The sequence below is a fragment of the Enterobacter sp. BNK-13 genome, assembly GCF_048685015.1.
GTDB classification, from domain to species: domain Bacteria; phylum Pseudomonadota; class Gammaproteobacteria; order Enterobacterales; family Enterobacteriaceae; genus Enterobacter; species Enterobacter quasiroggenkampii.
In genome coordinates, this window is sequence record NZ_JBLQTP010000001.1 from 1,698,273 (window position 1) to 1,717,377 (window position 19,105).

The 19,105-nt window shown below is 58.3% G+C and carries 18 protein-coding genes; 9 read left to right on the forward strand and 9 right to left on the reverse strand.

Annotation, left to right across the window (positions count from 1 at the left end; genetic code table 11):
• Positions 1–15 precede the first annotated feature (15 nt).
• Positions 16–900, forward strand: a complete 885-nt coding sequence (locus ACMGGQ_RS08275; protein ID WP_252077261.1) for a LysR family transcriptional regulator — start codon at positions 16–18, stop codon at positions 898–900.
• Here the strand turns inward: ACMGGQ_RS08275 and ACMGGQ_RS08280 are convergent.
• A complete protein-coding gene (locus ACMGGQ_RS08280; RefSeq protein WP_420289837.1) occupies positions 872–2,386 on the reverse strand; it encodes a PLP-dependent aminotransferase family protein in 1,515 nt (504 codons plus the stop codon). The two genes, ACMGGQ_RS08275 and ACMGGQ_RS08280, sit on opposite strands and share 29 nt — an antisense overlap.
• A gap of 36 nt (positions 2,387–2,422) precedes the next feature.
• Between ACMGGQ_RS08280 and ACMGGQ_RS08285 the strand changes: the two genes are divergently transcribed.
• Positions 2,423–3,190, forward strand: a complete 768-nt coding sequence (locus ACMGGQ_RS08285; RefSeq protein WP_196352371.1) for an arylamine N-acetyltransferase family protein — start codon at positions 2,423–2,425, stop codon at positions 3,188–3,190.
• A gap of 18 nt (positions 3,191–3,208) precedes the next feature.
• Here the strand turns inward: ACMGGQ_RS08285 and ACMGGQ_RS08290 are convergent, their stop codons facing one another.
• The 4 genes from ACMGGQ_RS08290 to ACMGGQ_RS08305 form a co-directional block, all read right to left on the reverse strand.
• On the reverse strand, positions 3,209–6,286 hold the full coding sequence (locus ACMGGQ_RS08290) for an efflux RND transporter permease subunit (protein ID WP_420289838.1): 3,078 nt from the start codon (positions 6,284–6,286) through the stop codon (positions 3,209–3,211).
• Entirely contained in the window at positions 6,283–7,431 is a 1,149-nt protein-coding gene (locus ACMGGQ_RS08295) for an efflux RND transporter periplasmic adaptor subunit (RefSeq protein ID WP_420289839.1), read from the reverse strand. The genes ACMGGQ_RS08290 and ACMGGQ_RS08295 overlap by 4 nt, the downstream gene beginning before the upstream one ends.
• A gap of 78 nt (positions 7,432–7,509) precedes the next feature.
• Positions 7,510–8,706: a sensor histidine kinase gene (locus ACMGGQ_RS08300; RefSeq protein ID WP_420289840.1), complete on the reverse strand. Its 1,197-nt coding sequence runs from the start codon at positions 8,704–8,706 to the stop codon at positions 7,510–7,512.
• Positions 8,703–9,398 (reverse strand): response regulator, encoded by a 696-nt coding sequence (locus ACMGGQ_RS08305; RefSeq protein WP_063621489.1) that lies wholly within the window; start codon positions 9,396–9,398, stop codon positions 8,703–8,705. The genes ACMGGQ_RS08300 and ACMGGQ_RS08305 overlap by 4 nt, the downstream gene beginning before the upstream one ends.
• Before the next feature lie 124 nt (positions 9,399–9,522).
• Here ACMGGQ_RS08305 and ACMGGQ_RS08310 point away from each other — a divergent pair, with 124 nt between their 5' ends.
• Positions 9,523–10,308 (forward strand): MipA/OmpV family protein, encoded by a 786-nt coding sequence (locus ACMGGQ_RS08310; RefSeq protein WP_420289841.1) that lies wholly within the window; start codon positions 9,523–9,525, stop codon positions 10,306–10,308.
• 37 nt (positions 10,309–10,345) lie between these two features.
• Here ACMGGQ_RS08310 and yajD read toward each other — a convergent pair whose 3' ends face one another.
• Positions 10,346–10,693: an HNH nuclease YajD gene (gene yajD, locus ACMGGQ_RS08315; protein ID WP_420289842.1), complete on the reverse strand. Its 348-nt coding sequence runs from the start codon at positions 10,691–10,693 to the stop codon at positions 10,346–10,348.
• Between the two features lie 77 nt (positions 10,694–10,770).
• Positions 10,771–11,664, reverse strand: a complete 894-nt coding sequence (locus ACMGGQ_RS08320; protein ID WP_262796153.1) for a PhzF family phenazine biosynthesis protein — start codon at positions 11,662–11,664, stop codon at positions 10,771–10,773.
• A gap of 196 nt (positions 11,665–11,860) precedes the next feature.
• On the opposite strand from ACMGGQ_RS08320, the gene ACMGGQ_RS08325 reads away from it, so the two are divergent.
• Positions 11,861–12,886, forward strand: coding sequence for an LLM class flavin-dependent oxidoreductase (locus ACMGGQ_RS08325; protein ID WP_045910371.1), 1,026 nt, complete (start codon positions 11,861–11,863; stop codon positions 12,884–12,886).
• A 25-nt stretch (positions 12,887–12,911) separates the two neighbouring features.
• Entirely contained in the window at positions 12,912–13,859 is a 948-nt protein-coding gene (locus ACMGGQ_RS08330) for a zinc-dependent alcohol dehydrogenase family protein (RefSeq protein WP_420289843.1), read from the forward strand.
• 3 nt (positions 13,860–13,862) lie between these two features.
• On the opposite strand, the gene ACMGGQ_RS08335 is transcribed toward ACMGGQ_RS08330, so the two are convergent.
• Positions 13,863–14,897, reverse strand: a complete 1,035-nt coding sequence (locus ACMGGQ_RS08335; RefSeq protein WP_032651092.1) for an AI-2E family transporter — start codon at positions 14,895–14,897, stop codon at positions 13,863–13,865.
• Positions 14,898–15,030: 133 nt separating this feature from the next.
• Here ACMGGQ_RS08335 and ACMGGQ_RS08340 point away from each other — a divergent pair, with 133 nt between their 5' ends.
• The 4 genes from ACMGGQ_RS08340 to ACMGGQ_RS08355 all read left to right on the forward strand — a co-directional run bounded on the left by ACMGGQ_RS08340 (position 15,031) and on the right by ACMGGQ_RS08355 (position 18,244).
• Positions 15,031–15,201 (forward strand): hypothetical protein, encoded by a 171-nt coding sequence (locus ACMGGQ_RS08340; protein ID WP_085930315.1) that lies wholly within the window; start codon positions 15,031–15,033, stop codon positions 15,199–15,201.
• A gap of 117 nt (positions 15,202–15,318) precedes the next feature.
• Entirely contained in the window at positions 15,319–15,681 is a 363-nt protein-coding gene (mdtJ, locus tag ACMGGQ_RS08345) for a multidrug/spermidine efflux SMR transporter subunit MdtJ (RefSeq protein WP_008502463.1), read from the forward strand.
• Positions 15,668–15,997: a multidrug/spermidine efflux SMR transporter subunit MdtI gene (gene mdtI, locus ACMGGQ_RS08350; RefSeq protein WP_045910373.1), complete on the forward strand. Its 330-nt coding sequence runs from the start codon at positions 15,668–15,670 to the stop codon at positions 15,995–15,997. Before mdtJ ends, mdtI begins: the two co-directional genes overlap by 14 nt.
• 84 nt (positions 15,998–16,081) lie before the next feature.
• Entirely contained in the window at positions 16,082–18,244 is a 2,163-nt protein-coding gene (locus tag ACMGGQ_RS08355) for a bifunctional diguanylate cyclase/phosphodiesterase (protein WP_420289844.1), read from the forward strand.
• Between the two features lies 1 nt (position 18,245).
• Here ACMGGQ_RS08355 and ACMGGQ_RS08360 read toward each other — a convergent pair whose 3' ends face one another.
• Positions 18,246–19,067 carry a trypsin-like serine peptidase gene (locus tag ACMGGQ_RS08360; RefSeq protein WP_045910375.1) on the reverse strand — a complete coding sequence of 274 codons (822 nt, stop codon included), beginning with the start codon at positions 19,065–19,067 and terminating at the stop codon, positions 18,246–18,248.
• Positions 19,068–19,105: the final 38 nt, after the last annotated feature.

Sequence of the window (19,105 nt, forward strand, 5' to 3'; positions counted from 1 at the left end):
GGCAAGACATCCCTTATGCAAATAAACCTCTTTGAATCTATTCGGATTTTTATTGAAATTGTCGACTCGGGGAGCCTTACCCAGGCGGCAGAGAATCTGCAGGTCCATCGACCGGCAGTGACCAAAGCGCTGCAGCTTCTGGAACAACACAGTGGCACGCGACTCCTGCAGCGCACCACGCGTCGGATTAGCCTGACGCCGGATGGGGAAGCGTTTTATCGCCGCAGTAAACCCCTGCTGGCGCAGGCGGATGAATTACTGGAGTCGTTTGGTTCGGACCGTGCAATACACGGCCAGCTGCGAGTCGATATGCCTGTCTCTTTTGCAACGCTGCGGGTGATACCCAATCTGCCTGATTTTTATCGTCAGCATCCCGAGATCGAGATCATTCTGAGCAGCTCTGACCGCCGTCGGGATATGCTGCGGGATGGCCTGGACTGCGTGCTGCGGGTGGGCGAGCTGGATGACGGCGACTATATCGCGCGTAAAGTCGGGAACATTAAAATCACGACCTGTGCCAGCCCGGCCTGGCTGGCAAAACACGGTACGCCAGAAACGCTGGAGGATTTACGCAAGCATCAGGCCATCAACTGGATTAACAACAGCAGCAGGCACATTCAGCCGTGGACGTTTACCACGCCAGAGGGCGTCGCGGAGATCGCGCTACCCGGTAAGCTGGTGGTGGATAACTCCGAGGCCTACATCGCGGCAGGCCTGGCTGGGCTTGGGGTAATGCAGGGGATGAATCTCTTTCTCCAGCCTTACATTGACCGCGGCCTGCTGGTTGAGGTCTTGCCAGCCTATCGCTCGCCGGACCGCAAACTGTCACTGCTCTACCCACACCGCCATCTCTCCCGCAAGGTGCGGGTATTTACCGAGTGGCTGGAGAGTCTGGTGTGAAAGCGGCCAGCTCATGGCATAGCGCACCAATCTGCTCCACGGCATTGAGCAGGCGGGGCGTCGGTTCGTTTGCACAGTTTAGCCGCAGAAAGTGCGAGAGTTCTGCGCCAGGAGAAAACAGGGGACCAGGGCTGACGCCAATACCCCGCGCCAGCGCGCGACGATGCACCTCCAGCGCGTTGACCTGCGGAGGAAGTTCGACCCACAACAGAAAGCCAGCTGCGGGGACGTTTACGCGGGTACCGGGGGGAAAACTGGCCCCGACCTGCGCCACGACGGCGGCGATTCCCTCTGCGATCCGCCGCTTTAGCCGCCGCAGGTGACGGTCGTAGTCGCCGCTTGCCAGCATCTCGCTCGTCGCGGCTTCCAGCAGCGGCGCACCTGCCCACTCTCCGGCCATACGGGCCTGCAAGACCTGCGTGTAATAGCGTCCGGCGGCAATCCAGCCGATTCGCCACCCCGGCGCAAGCGTTTTTGACAGGGAGCTGCAGTAAATCACATTCCCGCTCTGGTCGAAGGCTTTGCAGGCCGGAGGACGTTGCCCGTCACCGACCAGGTCACCGTAAACGTCGTCCTCAATCAGAGGAATACCGGCCTCTTCAAGCAGAGCAACCAGTTCCTGCTTGCGCGCGACGGGCATGCTGGCACCCAATGGGTTTTGCACGGTGGGCGAGGCCAGAACGGCCGCAGGACGGTGGCAGCGGATGGCGTCAGCCAGCGGTTCCAGTAACAGGCCTTCAGCAGGATCGGTGGGGATTTCTAAGGCCTTCAGGCCTAAATCCTCCAGCAGCAGGAGCGTGCCGAAGTAGGCGGGCTGCTCAATCGCCACCACATCACCTGGCTGACACACGGCCCGCAGGGCCAGGCGCAGCGCCTGTGTCGCGCCCGCGGTGATAATGAGATCGTCCGCGCCGAAACGGGCTCCCCACTGCGCAGCGCGCGCGGCAATCTTACTTCGCAAGTCTGCTCTTCCCGGAGGCAGGCTGTAGCTCTGCCCATGTGCGTCCAGACGACGGCCCGCGGAGTGCAACGCCCGCTGCAGCGCCTCCCCGGGCAGCCACGCGGGATCGGGCAGGGCGGCGCCCAGCGGGACAAGACGGGCTTCTGCACTGCTGAACAGAGACCGGGCCACGGCGGACAGGGTGACGGGGACCGGGCCTGCCGGGGAACGCGCGGGCTCCGCACGCTGAGGCTGGCTGATCTGGCGAATGTAATAACCCGAACGCGGACGCGCAACGATCAGCCCCTCGGCCTCAAGGCAGCGAAGGGCCTCCAGCGCTGTCGGAAGGCTAACGTGCTCGCGCTCGGCCAGTTTTCGCGCGGAGATCATCCGGTCACCGGCTCGCAATGCTCCTGAAGAGAGCGTGAGGCGTAGACTCTCAGCAATCCGGCGATAGTGTGGTGAGGAGGTGGACGGGGCAGACATGGGTATCTGTTCAGGCAAATTTTCGATAAAACTGACTATACAGCCAATGATGCGCGCCATCTATAGTGTCCGGCATGTTCAGGACAAGGAGGCATTATGCACAGCGATAATTTCGACATTTCCTCGTATTTCAAACGCATAAACTACACCGGACCGGCGGCGGCCGATACGACCACCCTGCATGCGCTGATGCGTCATCAGCTCTTTTCCGTTCCCTTTGAAAATCTGGACGTGCAGGCGGGTAAAATTGTCTCGCTGGCGCCAGACGACATTGCCGATAAGGTGTTAAAGAAAGGGCGCGGCGGCTACTGCTATGAGGTGAACGGGCTTTTCGCCATGGCGCTGGAAGCGTTAGGGATACCTTACCGTTTTGTGGCGGCGCGTCCGATGTTCTACCCTGCACGGCGGCCAAAAACCCATATGGCGTTAATCGCTGAAGTGGAGAGCAGGCAGTGGCTTTGCGATCTCGGGTTCGGCAGCTACGGCATCCGCGCGCCAATGGCGCTGGACACGCTTGACGTGGATATCCCCCAGGATTTCGACACGTTTCGCCTGAGCCGCAGCGCAGAGGGTGAGTATCTACTCGAGGCGAAGGTGGAAGGCGAATGGGCCCGACAATACGGCTTCGATCTCACGCCTCAGGAGTGGATTGATTTCGTCCCGGCCAACTACCTGAACTCCACGCACCCGGATGCGATCTTTGTGCAGAAGCGGGTGGTGGTGCAGCACAGCCCGGAAGGACGCCAGATTTTATTGGGCGATATGCTGAAAACCATCACGGCGAACGGCACTGAAACGCGGCGGCTGGCGGAGGATGAAATCCGCCATGTCCTGACAGACCGTTTTGCGCTCACCGCCGCGTAATCGGAGAAAAATGGAGACTCAGCCCGGCCCGTCGGCTGTGGCTTTGCGCTGAGCCCCCCACTGTAACAGCAGGCTAAACGACGCGGGTAACACGGTCAGCGTCACCAGCGTCGCAGCCAGCAGCCCGCCGATGATGGCATAGGCCATTGGGCCCCAGAAGACCTGGTGAGAGATGGGGATCATCCCCAGAATGGCGGCACAGGCAGTCAGACAGATGGGTCTGGCCCTGTGCTCCGCGGCCGCCATAATCGCGGCATCATTTGCCATCCCCTGGGCAAGATTGCTGTCAACCTCGCTAATCAATATTACCGCGTTACGCACGATCATCCCCGCCAGGGCGATGACGCCCAGCAGCGCGACAAACCCCATCGGCGTTCCGCCAGGCAGCATAGCCAGCACGATCCCCGGTAAACCAAACGGGGCCATCAGGAGCGCCAGCAGCATCCGGGAATATCGCCGCAGCTGAAGCATCAGCAGCAACAGCATGATGACCAGCGTTACCGGAAGAACGGTAAAGACGGAGCTGTTCCCCTTATCCGATTCGGCAACCGCGCCGCCTTCTTCAATGCTGTAACCTGCGGGCAGGCTCGCGCGCAGTTTATCCACCGTCGGAAGCAGCGCGGCGGATACCGCTTCAGCCCTCAGCCCCGGGGCGAGGTCGGTTTGCACCGTGATAAAGGGCACACGCTGCCGACGCCAGATGACCGGATCGTCCACGCCCCAAGCCGGCGTTGCGACGGCGCTGAGCGGAATTTTTTTACCGTCATTCCCCTGAATCGTGAGTGAGGAGAGGGTGGCGGTGCTCTGGCGCGCGCTGTCCTCGGCCCTGAGCACCACGTCGACAAGACGGTCATTATCTCTTATGGACGTGACAACGCTGCCGGACCAGATGGTATTCAGCGTGCGGGCGAGGCTTTCTGACGATATTCCCGCCGCTCTGGCCGCCGTCTGATTTACCTCAAGGGTAATGACTCTCTCCGGCTCTCCGGCCGTCTGGTTAACGTCGCGTGAGAACGGGGAGCGGCCAATCGCGTCCGTGAGACGGTTCGCAAACGCCCGGACCTGCAGATAATCCGGCCCGCTCACCCGGTATTTGATGGGCCAGCCGACGGGAGGCCCCAGCTCAAGGGGCGACACGCGCGTGATGATGTCGCTAAATTGCGTCGCCAGGATCGTGTTGAGCTGTGCGTGCAGACGATCCCGCGCCGCAAGATCCTTTGCGACCACAACCATCTGGGCGATATTTTCATTTTCCAGCAGCACGTCCATCGGCAGGTAAAAACGGATGGCGCCTGAGCCAACGTACGTCGAAAAGCGATCGATATTGCTGTTGTCGGCCAGCGCTTTTTCCAGCTTTTCCACCTCTCTGAGCGTTTCCGGCTGCGACGCGTTGGCCGGAAGCGTCAGGCTGACCAGCAACTCGGGCCGGTCCGAGGCGGGGAAAAATTCGCCCTGCATAAACGTCGTGCCGTACGCTGACAGCCCCAGCGCGGCAAGCGCAATCAGTACGGTAGCGAGCCGGTGGCGGAGCGCCAGGCGTAAAAGCCGTCCATACCCGCGCGCGATCCTTCCCGGTCCTGCCGCGTGATGTCTGACTTTTTCCGGCAGCAGCCACGTGCCCGTTAGTGGCGAAAACAGGATCGCGACGGCCCAGGAGCAGAGCAGGGCGATGAGCACCACCGCAAACAGGGAGAAGCAGTATTCACCAGCGCTGGAGGCCGCAAAACCAACGGGAATAAAACCGGCAATCATCACCAGAGTACCGGTGAGCATCGGGAAGGCCGTCGTTTTGAATGCATAGGTGGCCGCGTGTCGACGGGAATCCCCCGCTTCCAGTCGGGAGACCATCGTTTCGACGGCGATCATGGCGTCATCCACCAGCAGGCCCAGGGCAATGATCAGCGCCCCGAGCGAGATACGCTGAAGGCCAATACCGGCGAGCATCATGCCGACAAACGTCATGGCGAGTACCAGCGGAATGGCCGTCGCCACCACCAGTCCGGCCCGCAAACCCAGCGAGACAAATGAAACCGCCAGCACGATAACAACGGCTTCGATAAGTACCCGGATAAACCCGCTTACCGCGTCACTGACCACCGCTGACTGATCGGCGACTTTCACCATCTCGATACCGTGCGGCAGCCCGGCGCTGAGGGCCGCCATTTTTGCGTTCAGCGCAACACCGAAATGCAGCATGTTGCCTGTCGGCGCCATCGACACCGCCAGACCAATAGCCGGTTTGCCGTTCACCCGGTAGGCCGGGGCCGGTGGCTCGGCGATTTCCCGAGTGACGGTGGCAATGTCGGTCAGCGGAATATAGCGATTGTTAACGTGCAGCGTGACGGCGCGTAAACTCTCTTCGGTGGTGAGCGCTCCGCTGACTTTTATCGCCATGTTCTCCTGCCCGGTACGCATCGTTCCTGCGGGGACAACGGTGTTTTGCGCCCGGAGGGCGTCGGTAACCTCCTGAATATCCAGCCCCATACCGGCCAGGCGCGCCGGAGAAAAGGCGAGAACCCACTGCTCCTGCTGTTCGCCCAGCAGGGTGGTTTTACCCATATCCGGCAGAGACATGAGCTCGCGCCGTATTGTCTCTGCGCGATCCCGCACCTCCCGCAACGTGAAGCCTTCGGGAATAAAGGCGTAAATTGTGCCGAACGTGTCGTCAAACTCGTCATCCACGGCAGGATCCTGCACCCCTTCGGGCAGGGACGGCGCGATGTCCTGCATTTTTTTGCGAACCTGATACCAGATATCGGGCACGCTTTGCGGGGGCGTATCATCACGGAGGTTGACGTGGATAACGGTGCGTCCGGCACGGGTTTCACTTTCGAGATAGTCCAGCCAGGGCGTTTCCTGCAGCTTTTTTTCAAGCGTATCGGTCAGCAGGCGGGTGGTATCCGTCACGGAGGCTCCCGGCCACTGTGCGGAGACGACGGCCGTTTTAATGGTGAATGCTGGATCTTCGTTACGCGGCAGCTTCTCATAGCAGAACACGCCCATCGCAATCACCAGCAGCATGAAAAAGCTGACCATCTGCTGGTTCTTCAGCGCCCAGGCGGAGAGGTTAAATTTGGTTTCCGATTCTGTGTTCATGGCTGAACCTCTCCGGCCATCACCGCCTCGCCGGATCGTAATGTGCTCACACCCGCCGTAATCACCCGATCGCCTGGCTCAAGGCCGGAGGCAATTATGACGGAGGAGACCGTATAGCCGACGGGCACCACCACGCGCAGCTGCGCCTGCGAACGCGGGGTAATGACGAAAACGGCCGGTTTGTTGCCGACGCGGGTCAGCGCCGACGCGGGAAACGCGTACCCGTGCGGGGCGTCGGAGGGCAACGTCACGGTGACGCTGGCGCCCAGCGCCATGGCCGTCGGCGGGTTTTGCAGGGTGGCTCTGACGCGCCACGTGCGGGTCTGAGGATCGGCCTGCGGGGTGATATCCCGCAGTACGGCAGACGCCTGCACCGACGGGTCGCTGAGGAGGGAAACCTGCAAAATCGCTTTATCCAGAGACGGGATCGCATCGGGCGCGGCAATGTCAAACGCCACGTCGCGGGCTTCCCCGGTCGCCAGCGTCAGCACGGACTGGCCGTCGCTGACAACCTGTCCCGCAGAGGCGCTCACGGCCGTGATGACGCCCGCTTGCGGCGCGATCAGGTGCGTCCAGCCGAGACTTTCGCGGGCATTTCGCCATGCGGCCTCGCTGCTTTTTAAGCGCGCGCGGGCGACAAGCCAGTCAGCCCGGGCGCTGTCGAGCTGCGTGCGGGCTATCGCGCCTGTTGGCATAAGCTTTTGCATGCGACTGACGTTAAGCGCGGCGACCTGGGCAGAGGCTTTGGCGCCTTCATAGTCGGCCGCGGCGCTGTCGAGCTGGTTTTGCCCGGTCGTATTATCAAGCGTGGCCAGCAGCTGTCCGGAAGTGACCCGGTCGCCAATATCAACGCTACGCGTCAGTATCCCGCCTCCGGTGCGAAAGCTCAGGGTCGTTTCATCGTGGGCATGGATCTCACCGGTTCTTTCCAGCGCGGGAAGGGAGTGGGCGGTGCCAACGACGACGTAGCGTACCTTACGCACTGGGTCAGGTTTGTTTTCGTGTTTATCACCGCAGCCGGTCATCGGAAAAATCGCCAGCGCAAGCAGGGCCAGGGGAAGAAAATTCAGCCAGGAAAGGGTGCGCGCCACGCCGTACAAATGATGCAGGCAGTGGCGGAGGGAGAGAAAAAATTCGTCTGACATAACGCCGCTCCATAAAGGGAATGGCGTTATTAAATGCGCGCTACGTCGAGAAAGATTCGATGTTCTGTCAAGGCTTTATCAAGAGTGGAGATTTTCATTATCGGACGGATGCCAGGGCAACAAAATGCACACCGCGAGGCCGCCGGTTTCCGGTAATGACGCGCTAATCTCACCCCCATGCGCCTGGCAAATCGCCCGGGCAATGGACAAACCAAGGCCGCTGCCGCCGGAATGCCGCGCGCGGGACTGCTCCTCGCGGCTAAAGCGTTTAAACATTTCCGGTAGGAACTGGGGCGACACGCCCGGCCCGTCATCGGTGAATTCGAGGATGTAATGCCCGCTGGCGTAATGCAGAGCCACCTCAAGGTGGCCGCCTTCGCGTCCGTAACGTAGCGCATTTTCCATGAGGATGGTAACGACCTGTCCCATACGGAACGCATCGCCCCGGAAGGGGCTGGTGTGCGGGTTACGCAGCGTTATCCTGAAATGATGCGCATCCGCCTGGGGCATGATCCAGGCAGCCCGCTCCTGAATCAGCTCATCCAGACAGAACGGCTGGTCCTCCAGCACAAGGTTACCCGCGTCTGCCAAAGAGAGAAGGTGGAGTTCATCGGTGAGGCGGTTGAGGTGCTGGAGCTGTTTCATCACCATGCCCAACTGCACCGGGCTGGCATCAAACACGCCGTCTAGCATGCCCTGCAGACGCCCGATGGCGGCCGTCAGGGGCGAGCGCAGCTCATGCGCCATCGCGACGTGCGAGGCGCGGAGCTCTTTCTCATAGCGGGCGAGTTGTCCCGTCATAGAGTTAAAGTCGGTCGCAAAGCTGACCATTTCTGCCGGTGCATCTTTGATCAGCTCAGCCTGACGGCCAAACTGACCTTCGGCGACATCCTTTGCCGCATCGCGAAGTCGGCTGAACTGCAGTGCCAGCGGGCGGGCGTGTTTGAGCCCCATCACCACAATAAACGGGATCATCACCAGCACCAGCAGGGCCACCGTGACCCAGTCCGCTGAGGCGATGGACGGCGTGGAATAGCTCAGGCCCCACCAGGTGTCCACAATCGAGTGGAAGCGGGCCGGGTTGGCCTGCGGGTTCTGGCTGAGCGTCAGAAACTCCTGCCGGACCGCTGGCGGCATCCTGCCCATGATCCAGTAGTTCTGGACCGCATAGCGCAGCCACATGCAGGTGGCAATGACGATCACGCTGCCGATGGCCAGCGCTAAAATGCGTGCGCAAATCCAGCGCCACAGAGAGGCGTGTCGGTTTTTTATCATGGCTGTCTGAACCTGTAACCCACGCCGCGCACGTTGATCAGCACGCCGGAAATACCCACCGCTTCGAGTTTTTTACGCAGGTTATAAATATGGGTGTCCACCACGCGCTCCAGCGCCTCGCTTTCCGGCAAACAGTGTTCCAGTAAATACTGGCGAGAGAACGGGTGCGCAGGCGAGCGCAGCAGCGTTGCCAGAAGCGAGAATTCCGTTGGCGTAAGATCGAGCATCACAGGCGTGTCGTCGCCGTTGTCCACGTACGCCACAATGGCGGCGACATCCACCGCCAGCGTTTGCCAGCGAAGGATCTTTTCCTCTGTCTCTTTTTTACTGCTGCGCCGCAGCACCGCCTGCACCCGCGCCACCACTTCGCCCGGATGATAAGGCTTCACAACGTAATCATCGGCACCGTAACGCAGGGCACCAATGCGATCGGGAGTATCCCCCATAGCCGTGACCATGATCACCGGCACATCGCTTTTACGACGCAGGCCCGCCAGCACCTCGGTGCCGTTAAGTCCCGGCAGCATTACGTCCAGCAGGATGAGGTCGGGCTTCCACCGCTGCGCCATATCCAGCCCGGAAAGACCGTCTCCGGTAATGGTCACGTCGTAATTTTCACGCCGTAAATAGGCTTCGAGCACGCCAGCCGCGTCGGCGTCATCTTCAATAATCAGTACTCTTCTGGATAACATCCGTTCACCTTGACCATTTCTTAACACTATCCCGACGATTCATTGATTCAGCCAAATCATACTGCGCCAACATTGTATGGCTGTCCCTGTCTCAGGAGACGCCAGCGTCTGTAAGGAGAGCAGTATGATAGCGATAAAAAAAGTCCTGTATATGTCCGTCCCGCTTCTGATGGTCTTGGCATCCGCCGCGCAGGCGGATGATGGCACCGCGTCCGATTCCTTAACCGTCGGGCTGGGAGGGCAATATGCCCCGCGTTACTCAGGCTCAGACAAGCAGGTGTGGCAGGTGGTTCCAGTGCTGCAGGGACGCAAAGGCGCTTTCTTTGTTGATGCACAAAAAGGGGTGGGATATGACCTGCAAAACGACAGCGGTTGGTATTTCGAACACACGCTGGGCTACGACCCCGGAAGGGCTGATAAAAATTCTGGCTGGCGTGAGGGTGCAAACAACCTGAAAGGGATGGGGGACATTAATGCCACCCTGAATACCGGCCTTGCCGTGGGCTGGCAGGCCGCGCCATGGCTGAGCATGGAAGGCAAAGCGACGCTGCCGTTAACGGACAGTCAGGGGGCAAGCTATCAGGCCTCCGTTACGCTGATCCCGGTACAAAATAACCAGGACACGATAGCCTTTCAGTCTGCGGCCCAGTTTGGCGACAGCCGTTATATGAATACCTGGTATGGCGTCAGTGAGCAGCAGAGCCGCCGCACCGGCTATCGCCGCTATTCAGCGCCGGGTGGATTTTATGGCGTCGACACCAGCCTGACCTGGAGCCATCAGTTCGATGCTCACTGGGGAACTGTCCTCAGCGCGGACTATACCTGGCTTGGCGACCATGCCAAAGAAAGCCCGATCGTGATGCGGCGCAATGAGGGGTCTGCAACCGCCGCTATCACCTGGACATTTTAAATTCGCAGAGCACGATGTGAGCGAGGGGGCGAGAGGATTACTTCTTCTTATCCATCATCGCTTTTAAATCGGCAAACGGGTTAAACGTGGCGACGCCCACGTCTTTTTGCGCGTCTTCCCCGGCCACGACGGTGGTGCCGTACTGATCTGCTTCGGTGTATTTCGAATGCTCGTGATCGTGGCAAAACAGGCACAACAGCTCCCAGTTGCTGCCATCTTCCGGGTTGTTGGTATGGTCGTGATCGATATGGTGAACCGTGAGTTCACGCAGATTGGAATAGACAAACTCGCGCGAGCAGCGTCCACACACCCATGGATAGATTTTTATTGCTTTTTCGCGATAGCCGCTTTCCAGCCGCGCGTAGTTTTTGGGGATCAAAGCCATTGCCGGTTTTACCTGTCATAAAAATAGTGAGCCAATATATCTCATCAGGCACTGTAAATGTATATACGCTTCCTCCGTTAGAGTGAGAATGTGCCTTCAAGCGTAATGACGCATTTTCCGCCGACGCGAACCACCGCCTTTCCTGAGGTGGCATCGTATCCCGTGAACAGTACGCTTGCTCGTCCCATATCGACCCCCTGACTGACTGTCAGGTCAAGCGTCGTTTTGTCGCGGTGTAATGCCAGTAGCGCCGTAACAGCGGCGGTCGCGCTGCCTGTTGCAGGATCTTCCGTCATTCGGGGCGTAAACATGCGTGCTTGGACATCGCAGGGTGCATCGGAATCTGAATCCAGGGTATAGGCATAGAGTGAAACTGCACCGTCCAGTGGTAACGTCGCACGAAAACCCTGTAAATTGGGCACGCATCGACGGAGCGCCTCGCGAGAGGCCAGCTCGGCTATCAGGAAGGGCAGACCCACCGACGCGACGACGGGCATATGTACCTCGGTACGGATATCTTCTGCGTTCAGGGACAAGCAGGCAGCCACCTTTTCCGGGCTAACTTCAGAGCGGCAGGAGAGTGCCTCTGGCACCAGGAGTTCTGCACCCGTCACCGTATCGTTGTCACGCAGCAGGCGCACGGGCACCAGGCCAGCGATTTCCTCGAAGTGCAGTGTATCAGGCAGGTGCTGATGATTCATCGTAGTGTGATGAGCGAGCACGTAGGCGGTACCCACATTCGGGTGCCCGGCGAAGGGGATCTCGCGCGAGGGCGTAAAAATTCGGACGCGTGCTGTATTAGATGGATTGTCTGGCGGCAGCACAAACGTCGTTTCGCTGTAACCAAACTCAACGGCGACCTGCTGCATTTGTGCTTTACTCATGCCCTCCGCATCGAGTACGACGGCAACAGGATTACCCAGAAACGGCGTGTCAGTAAAAACATCCGCCACAACATAGCGTCTTTTCATTTTTTATCCAGTGTGAAAGGTCCCGACCTATAGTAGTAACGTTAATTCAAACGGATAACCAACGGGTTTTTACCTGAGGGACATGAAACTATTTCAATCAATTTATTTGAATCATTCCGTTAAATAAACGGCATTTATTCTTACCGGGTAATGCGTAAAGTGGACAGAACGCAATGCATTATCAGGACACAGAGTTATGAAAAAGATCGGGTTTTTATCGTTTGGTCACTGGACGCCTTCGCCGCAGTCCGGCACGCGCTCAGCGGCTGACACGCTGCTGCAGTCCATCGATTTAGCCGTGGCGGCTGAAGAGCTGGGGGCAGACGGCGCCTATTTCCGCGTGCATCACTTCGCGCGACAGCTTAGCTCGCCGTTCCCTCTGCTGGCCGCCATTGGCGCAAAAACGAAGACCATCGAAATCGGCACCGGCGTGATTGATATGCGCTATGAAAATCCGATGTACATGGCTGAAGATGCGGGCGCGGCGGACCTGATTTCCGGTGGTCGCCTGCAGTTGGGCATCAGCCGTGGCTCCCCGGAGCAGGTTATTGATGGCTGGCGTCATTTCGGCTATGTCCCGCAGGAAGGGGAAAACGAGTCGGATATGGCGCGTCGTCATACCGAGGTGCTGCTTGAGGTGCTGCGTGGGGAAGGGTTTGCCAAACCGAACCCGCAGCCCATGTTCCCGAATCCGCCGGGGCTGCTGCGCCTGGAGCCTTATTCAGAAGGGCTGCGCGAGCGTATCTGGTGGGGGGCGGGTTCCAATGCGACGGCCGTGTGGGCCGCAAAACTGGGCATGAACCTGCAAAGCTCAACGCTGAAGGACGATGAAACCGGTGAGCCGTTCCATATTCAGCAGGCAAAACAGATCCGTGCGTACCGTCAGGCCTGGAAAGAGGCGGGGCATACGCGTGAGCCGCGGGTGTCGGTCAGCCGCAGTATTTTTGCGCTGATGGACGACCGTGACCGGATGTATTTCGGGGCCAGCCGCAACGACAGCGATAGCGTGGGTTATCTTGATGAGAAAACGCGCGCCATCTTCGGGCGCAGCTATGCCGCGGAGCCGGAAAAGCTGGTTGAACAGCTGAAAAAGGACGAGGCGATTGCCGAGGCGGACACGCTCTTACTGACCGTGCCGAACCAGCTGGGTGTGGATTATAATGCGCACGTGATTGAGTCTATTCTCAAACATGTCGCACCGGCAATGGGCTGGCGCGAGTAGTTCCGCTATCAGCCTTGAGATCGTAATGGAAAATCTGTCCCTCTGGTATCGCCGGTTTGGCGAGCCAGAATCTGTTCTGCAACCTGAAACCGCGCCGCCGGGCGCGCTTGCGCCGGGACAGCTCCGCGTGCGAATGCTGTTTTCTCCGGTCAACGCGTCCGATCTTATCCCCATCACCGGTGCCTATCGCCACAGAACCCCGTTACCGGCGGTCGCGGGGTATGAAGGTGTCGGTGTTGTCACCGAGGCGCCCGCCTCGTTTAAGCATCTGGTGGGGCAGCGCGTCCTGCCGCTGCGCGGTCAGGGCACCTGGCAGCGCTATGTGGATTGCCCGGCAGAGTATGCGATACCCGTTCCGGACACCGTCGACGCACATCTGGCCGCGCGGGCCTATATTAACCCGCTGGCGGCGCAGATGATGCTGACCCGCTACCCGCCGCGTGGAAAGCGGGTCTTGCTCACGGCTGCCGGATCGGATTGCGCCATTCTGCTGGGGCAGTGGGCGCGTCAGGCGGGGGCGGAAGCGGTTTATGGGATTCACCGCTCTGCCGTGCATGCTGAACGGCTGGAGGCGATGGGCATCACGCCTGTCGCACAGCATGACGCAAACAGAATCGGTACCGTCGCTGCCCGTAGCGATATCGTCTACGATGCCACCGGCGGGCCGCTTGCGGAAACGATCCTCAGCGTGATGCCCGAGCAGGGCATGTTTGTCTGCTACGGGCTGCTCTCCGGGCAAACCTTCACACAGCGGCGGCCTGCGCCGCGCGTGGCGTGGTTCCATATCCGAAACGGTCTGGATGCGCTCAGCGTTGAGGCGTGGCGCGCGGAGTTCGATCGCATCTGGCTGAGGTTGCCCGACAGTGAGTACAGCGACGTTACGGTGTACCCGCTGGCGGAGTGGCGAAGGGCGCTCAGCGCTTATCGTGAAGGTGGAAGGACCCGCAAGCCCCTCCTGTCGATGGCGGAATGACGGCTAGTGATGGCTCATATCGCTCAGCAGCACGGCGATACTTTGCCCGCCCGCCGTCTGCTCCAGACCAATCTTGACAATGATGGTGAGCGGAACGGAGAGCAGCATCCCAACGGGCCCGAGCAGCCAGCCCCAGAATATCAGGGACAAAAAGACCACCAGCGTGGACAGCCCCAGGCCCCGGCCCATCATGCGGGGTTCCAGTATGTTACCGAACACCAGATTGATGACCAGGTATCCGGCCAGCAGGATCAGCGCGTCATAAAGCCCGCTGAAAACCAGCACCTGAAGAATAGGGGGGATCGCCGCCAGCACGGAGCCGATGTTGGGAATGTAGTTAAGCGCAAACGCCAGTAACCCCCAGACGAACGCAAAGCGGACGTCCAGCGCCAGAAGCATCACCCAGACGACAACGCCCGTCACCAGGCTAATGGCCGTTTTCAGCACCAGATAGCGGGAGACGCTGTCCAGCGCGCGTTGAATCGCCCCCATTCCTTCGACCGGACGGACCATTATCTGCTGCAGCTTTGCAGGAAGCTGCGGCACCTCCAGCAGCATAAACACCACCGTTAAAAACAGCAGGAAAATGGAGGTCATGGCATTGGAAAGCTGAGCCAGCAGGCTGGTGACGATCGTCATCGCCGCATTGGGGTCGATATATTTCAGCAGTTCTTCAACCGAGACTTCGATACCCGCGCGTTGCAGCCAGGGCTCCAGCTGCAGCAGCGGTATTGCCAGCGAAGAGCGGTATTTCGGCAGCGTTCGCGCCAGTTCATTGAGCGAGGTCCCCAGATAAGCCACCAGCAGTACCATCGCCACAATAATGATGCTGATAAGCAGCGTGATGGCCAGCACGCGCGGGATGCGTAGCCGCGTCATGCGCTGAACCAGCGGGTTGAGGATCACCGCAATAAACAGGGCCAGAATAAAGGGCACAATAATGTCGGCGGCAAAGCGCACGCCTGTCAATATGATCACCAGCATGCCCAGCATGATGACAATTTTTAACCCGTTCAGGGTAATGATGGGTTTAGCCATGGTGACTCCGAAATTTTCTTTATATTTATAATAAAGGTGAAAGGCATTGCAATAAACTAACCAAAATCAAACGGAGTGGGTAAAGAATTGCAAAGACTTTGAGTAAAATCCTGGGTTATGGTACAAATTCGGTGTGTTTAACTACCGAGGACAATTTTCATCCGCAAAGACGAGAAGCAACAACGCGGATAATTGTAATTTTATGGACAATATGTTCAGGACGTACTCTTCAAACAATACTGCTGTATACTCCACCTCTTTCTGCCTGCTTTCTGGTGAGCAACACTGGCGCACCGCACTATAGTCATTTCTTCTGCCTGAGCTGGCGCTAAGCGCTTAGCTGACTGATTTCAATTCGTATTTTTGGGTTTGCTGCACGCAGCGGGCCACGATGGATTATATTCTCAAGCAGGAGAAAAACATGTTTTACTGGATTTTATTAGCCCTGGCTATTATCGCTGAAATTACCGGCACGCTGTCGATGAAGTGGGCTAGCGTCAGCGATGGCAACACCGGTTTTATTTTGATGCTGGTGATGATTTCGCTTTCGTATATTTTCCTCTCGTTCGCGGTGAAAAAAATTGCGCTGGGCGTCGCGTATGCCCTGTGGGAAGGGATCGGTATTTTGTTGATTACGCTGTTCAGCGTGCTGATATTTGACGAAACATTAACAACAATGAAGGTCGCCGGGTTAACGACGCTGGTCGCGGGTATTGTGCTGATTAAATCAGGTACCCGTAAGCCGTCTAAAGTGCAGAAGGAGCAGAACCATGCAACAGTTTGAGTGGGTTCATGCGGCCTGGCTGGGGTTCGCCATCGTGCTGGAAATTCTGGCGAACGTTCTGCTGAAATTCTCCGATGGTTTTCGCCGTAAATTCTACGGCCTGATGTCGATTGCCGCGGTTCTGGGGGCGTTCAGCGCGCTGTCCCAGGCGGTAAAGGGGATCGATCTTTCGGTCGCCTATGCGTTGTGGGGCGGTTTTGGTATCGCCGCGACGCTGGCTGCAGGCTGGGTGCTTTTCGGTCAGCGTTTAAATAACAAGGGCTGGATGGGACTCATCTTGCTGCTTGCAGGTATGATTATGATAAAACTTGCCTGACGTTCATAAAGCCATCCTTTACAGGCAGCGAAATTCGCTGCCTGTATTACGCTTAGAAAAGCAAAACCTTAAAGAGGATGGCTGATGTATCGCACATTAAGCTGGCGCAATATTCCCACCGCGAGAACGTTGTTTGCCATGGTCTTTATGGCGGGCATCGGCTTAATCATCTCCGTCGTCGCACTCCTCTATCTTTCCCTGCATCTTATCAGCACCAAAACCAATGAAATTGATGAACACCGCACGGCGCTTTCCGTGCAGGGGGCCATTCAGACATCGGTTAACCGCGTCTCCTCGCTGGTGCTGGATAACGCCGTCTGGGACGATGCGGTGCGGGAGGCCTACCGTCCCACGCTCGATACCGACTGGCTGTATAACACCTGGGGCGCCGGCTTTAAAATCAACAACCTCTATGATGGTACCTTCGTGCTTGATGAACATTTCGATGTCATCTGGGGATCGTTTCAAAGTCAGCCTTTTCAGGAGACGAATCTCGATTTTTTCGGTAAGGGACTAAAAGCCCTGATTGCTCAGCACGCGCGCGCCTTATCAAGCGATAAAAATATCTATGCCGGGATAAGCAAAACGCGAAGCGGCGTCGCCTTTGTGGGCATTGGGCTGATTCGCCCGATGGTCGGAAGATTACAGGTGACCGACGAAACGCGCCGCTATCTGGTGATCACCCGTCATCTGAACGCCAGAATCTTAGCCGACCTGGGGGCGACCTTTCAGATCGATAATCTGCACTTTACGCCGGAAAAAATTAACGAAATGAGTATGCCGCTGCGCAGTTCGGCAGGGGAGCAGCTGGGCTATCTTAACTGGCAGGCACGGCTTCCGGGGGCGCAGGCCGCCCGGGCGGCATCCTCTGATATCACGCAGATTGTTGTGCTGGCATCGGCCCTGATCCTGCTCTTTATTCTGGTGAGCAGCGTGGGGCTGTACAAGCTTGCGCGAGGAGAAAGCCAGGCGCGTCTGGTGGCGAGAACGGACTGGCTAAGCCATCTGCCGAACCGACGAGCGCTCATCGAAGCGCTGGATCGGGTGAGTCTACGCGGCGATATCGACGTCAAAAGCGTGGTGTTTATCGATCTGGATGGTTTTAAAGACGTGAATGACATCTACGGACACAGCGTGGGAGACGATCTCATTGTGGCGATTGCGAAAACGCTGAGTGAACGCGTGCCGCCGGGGGGAATGCTGGCGCGTATGGGCGGGGATGAGTTTGCCATGACCATCGGCGGTGATGAGGCAGAAACACAGGCCACCGCCTTTGCCGTTTCGGTGCTGGATTTTCTCATTACCCCGATTCAGCTGGGGGAACGCACGATCCATATCGGCGCCAGTATCGGTATCGCCAGCGGAACCCTGATTGAATGCACCAGCTCCGAGCTGTTTCGCCGCGCCGATATTGCCATGTACCATGCCAAAATGAGCGGGAAAGGGCGTATCACCCACTACGACGCCGAGCTGAACAGCGCCCGGGAGCGCAAGCTGGCGATTGAAAATCAGATCCGTAACGGTCTGGAGCGCGATGAGTTTGAGGTCTGGTATCAGCCGATTATTGACGCCCGCAGCCAGAAAATGAGCAGTGTCGAAGCGCTGGTCCGCTGGCCACGTCGCCCGGACGGGCCGCTGGGCCCGGATACCTTCATCGCCATTGCGGAGACCAGCGGTCTGATTTACAAGCTTGGCCAGTTTGTGCTGCAGCGCGCCTGTCAGGATCTCCAGCCGTACGGTGACTTAACGCTTTCCGTTAACATTTCTCCCGCGCAATTCCGCGATCCCGCCTTCGAAGACAAAGTGGCCAGCGTGCTGGAGACCACTCATTTCCCTGCTAACCGACTGCAACTGGAGGTCACGGAGTCCTATGTGCTGGAAAACCCGGAGCGTGCCCGCATGGCGATAGCCAATCTTAAAGCGCTGGGCACCGCGGTGGCGCTGGATGACTTTGGCACTGGCTATTCCAGCATTGGCTATTTGCGGCGTTTTAACTTCGACACGATCAAGATTGATAAATCGCTGGCAGGGCTGGTGGACAACGATGAACAGGCGGCCGCGCTGGTAAGCGGCACGGTGCGGATCGCCAACGCGCTGGGGATGGCGGTGGTCGCCGAAGGGGTCGAGACCGAAAGACAAATGAAACTGCTGCGGCTGGCTGGCTGCGATCAACTGCAGGGTTTTTGGTTCAGCCAGCCGATGCCGATTGAGTCAATCAGGGCATTACATCAGGTCAGACGATGCTGATTTACTGCTGCGCCAGCGCTTCCAGCTTGTCGCGAAAACCGGTCACGGACAAGGCCCGGTTATCTGCGCGCCAGCGATCTTTCGCCGCCGGTGCAGAGCTCTGCACACCGATCAACTGCCAGCCGTTATCTGTTTTCAGCATCAGCGGTGAGCCACTGTCACCCGGCAACGTATCGCACTGGTGCGAGAGTACGCTGGTTTGCGCCCAGCCCGTCACTATACAGTCGGAGTGCGTGTAAAGCGTATCCAGATGGTCGACAGGATAGCCGGACTGCGTCACCTTCCGGTCGGCGGCTTTCAGCGCGGCGGTGAGGGCGTCTTTGTCGCCGTCAAATAACGGCAGCGGCGTAATGCCGGAAGGGGGGTAGCGTAAAACGATGAGGCCAAAGTCCCATGAGGCGGCCGCCGGTGGCACGATCCAGCCGTCACCATCCGGTTTCAGGCGTTTGCCGAGAGACGGATCGACCCGGCCTTCAATGCCGTGAATTTCATAGCGCCAGGTGCCTTTTTGCGACACAAACCGCAAGGCCACCGCTTTATCCGGCTTGCCGTTTGGCGGCGTTAACAGACAGTGGCCTGCTGTCAGGGCAAGCTGTGGGGTAATCAGCGTCGCAGTACATAAGTTACCGCTGGCGGTTTCCAGTTGACCTATAGCATCCCAGGGCGCCTGGGTGGGATCGGCGACGCGCGTGCGATCGTCATGACCGAAAAAAAGCGTCTTTAGCTCTTTCGCGCTAATGGTGTCATCACCGCCATCATCCGCATGTGAGAATCCAGAAAAAAGACCAAACGTTCCCAGTAACAACACAACAGATTTACGCATATCACACTCTGGTGGGGGTAATTATGATTATTAAAAGT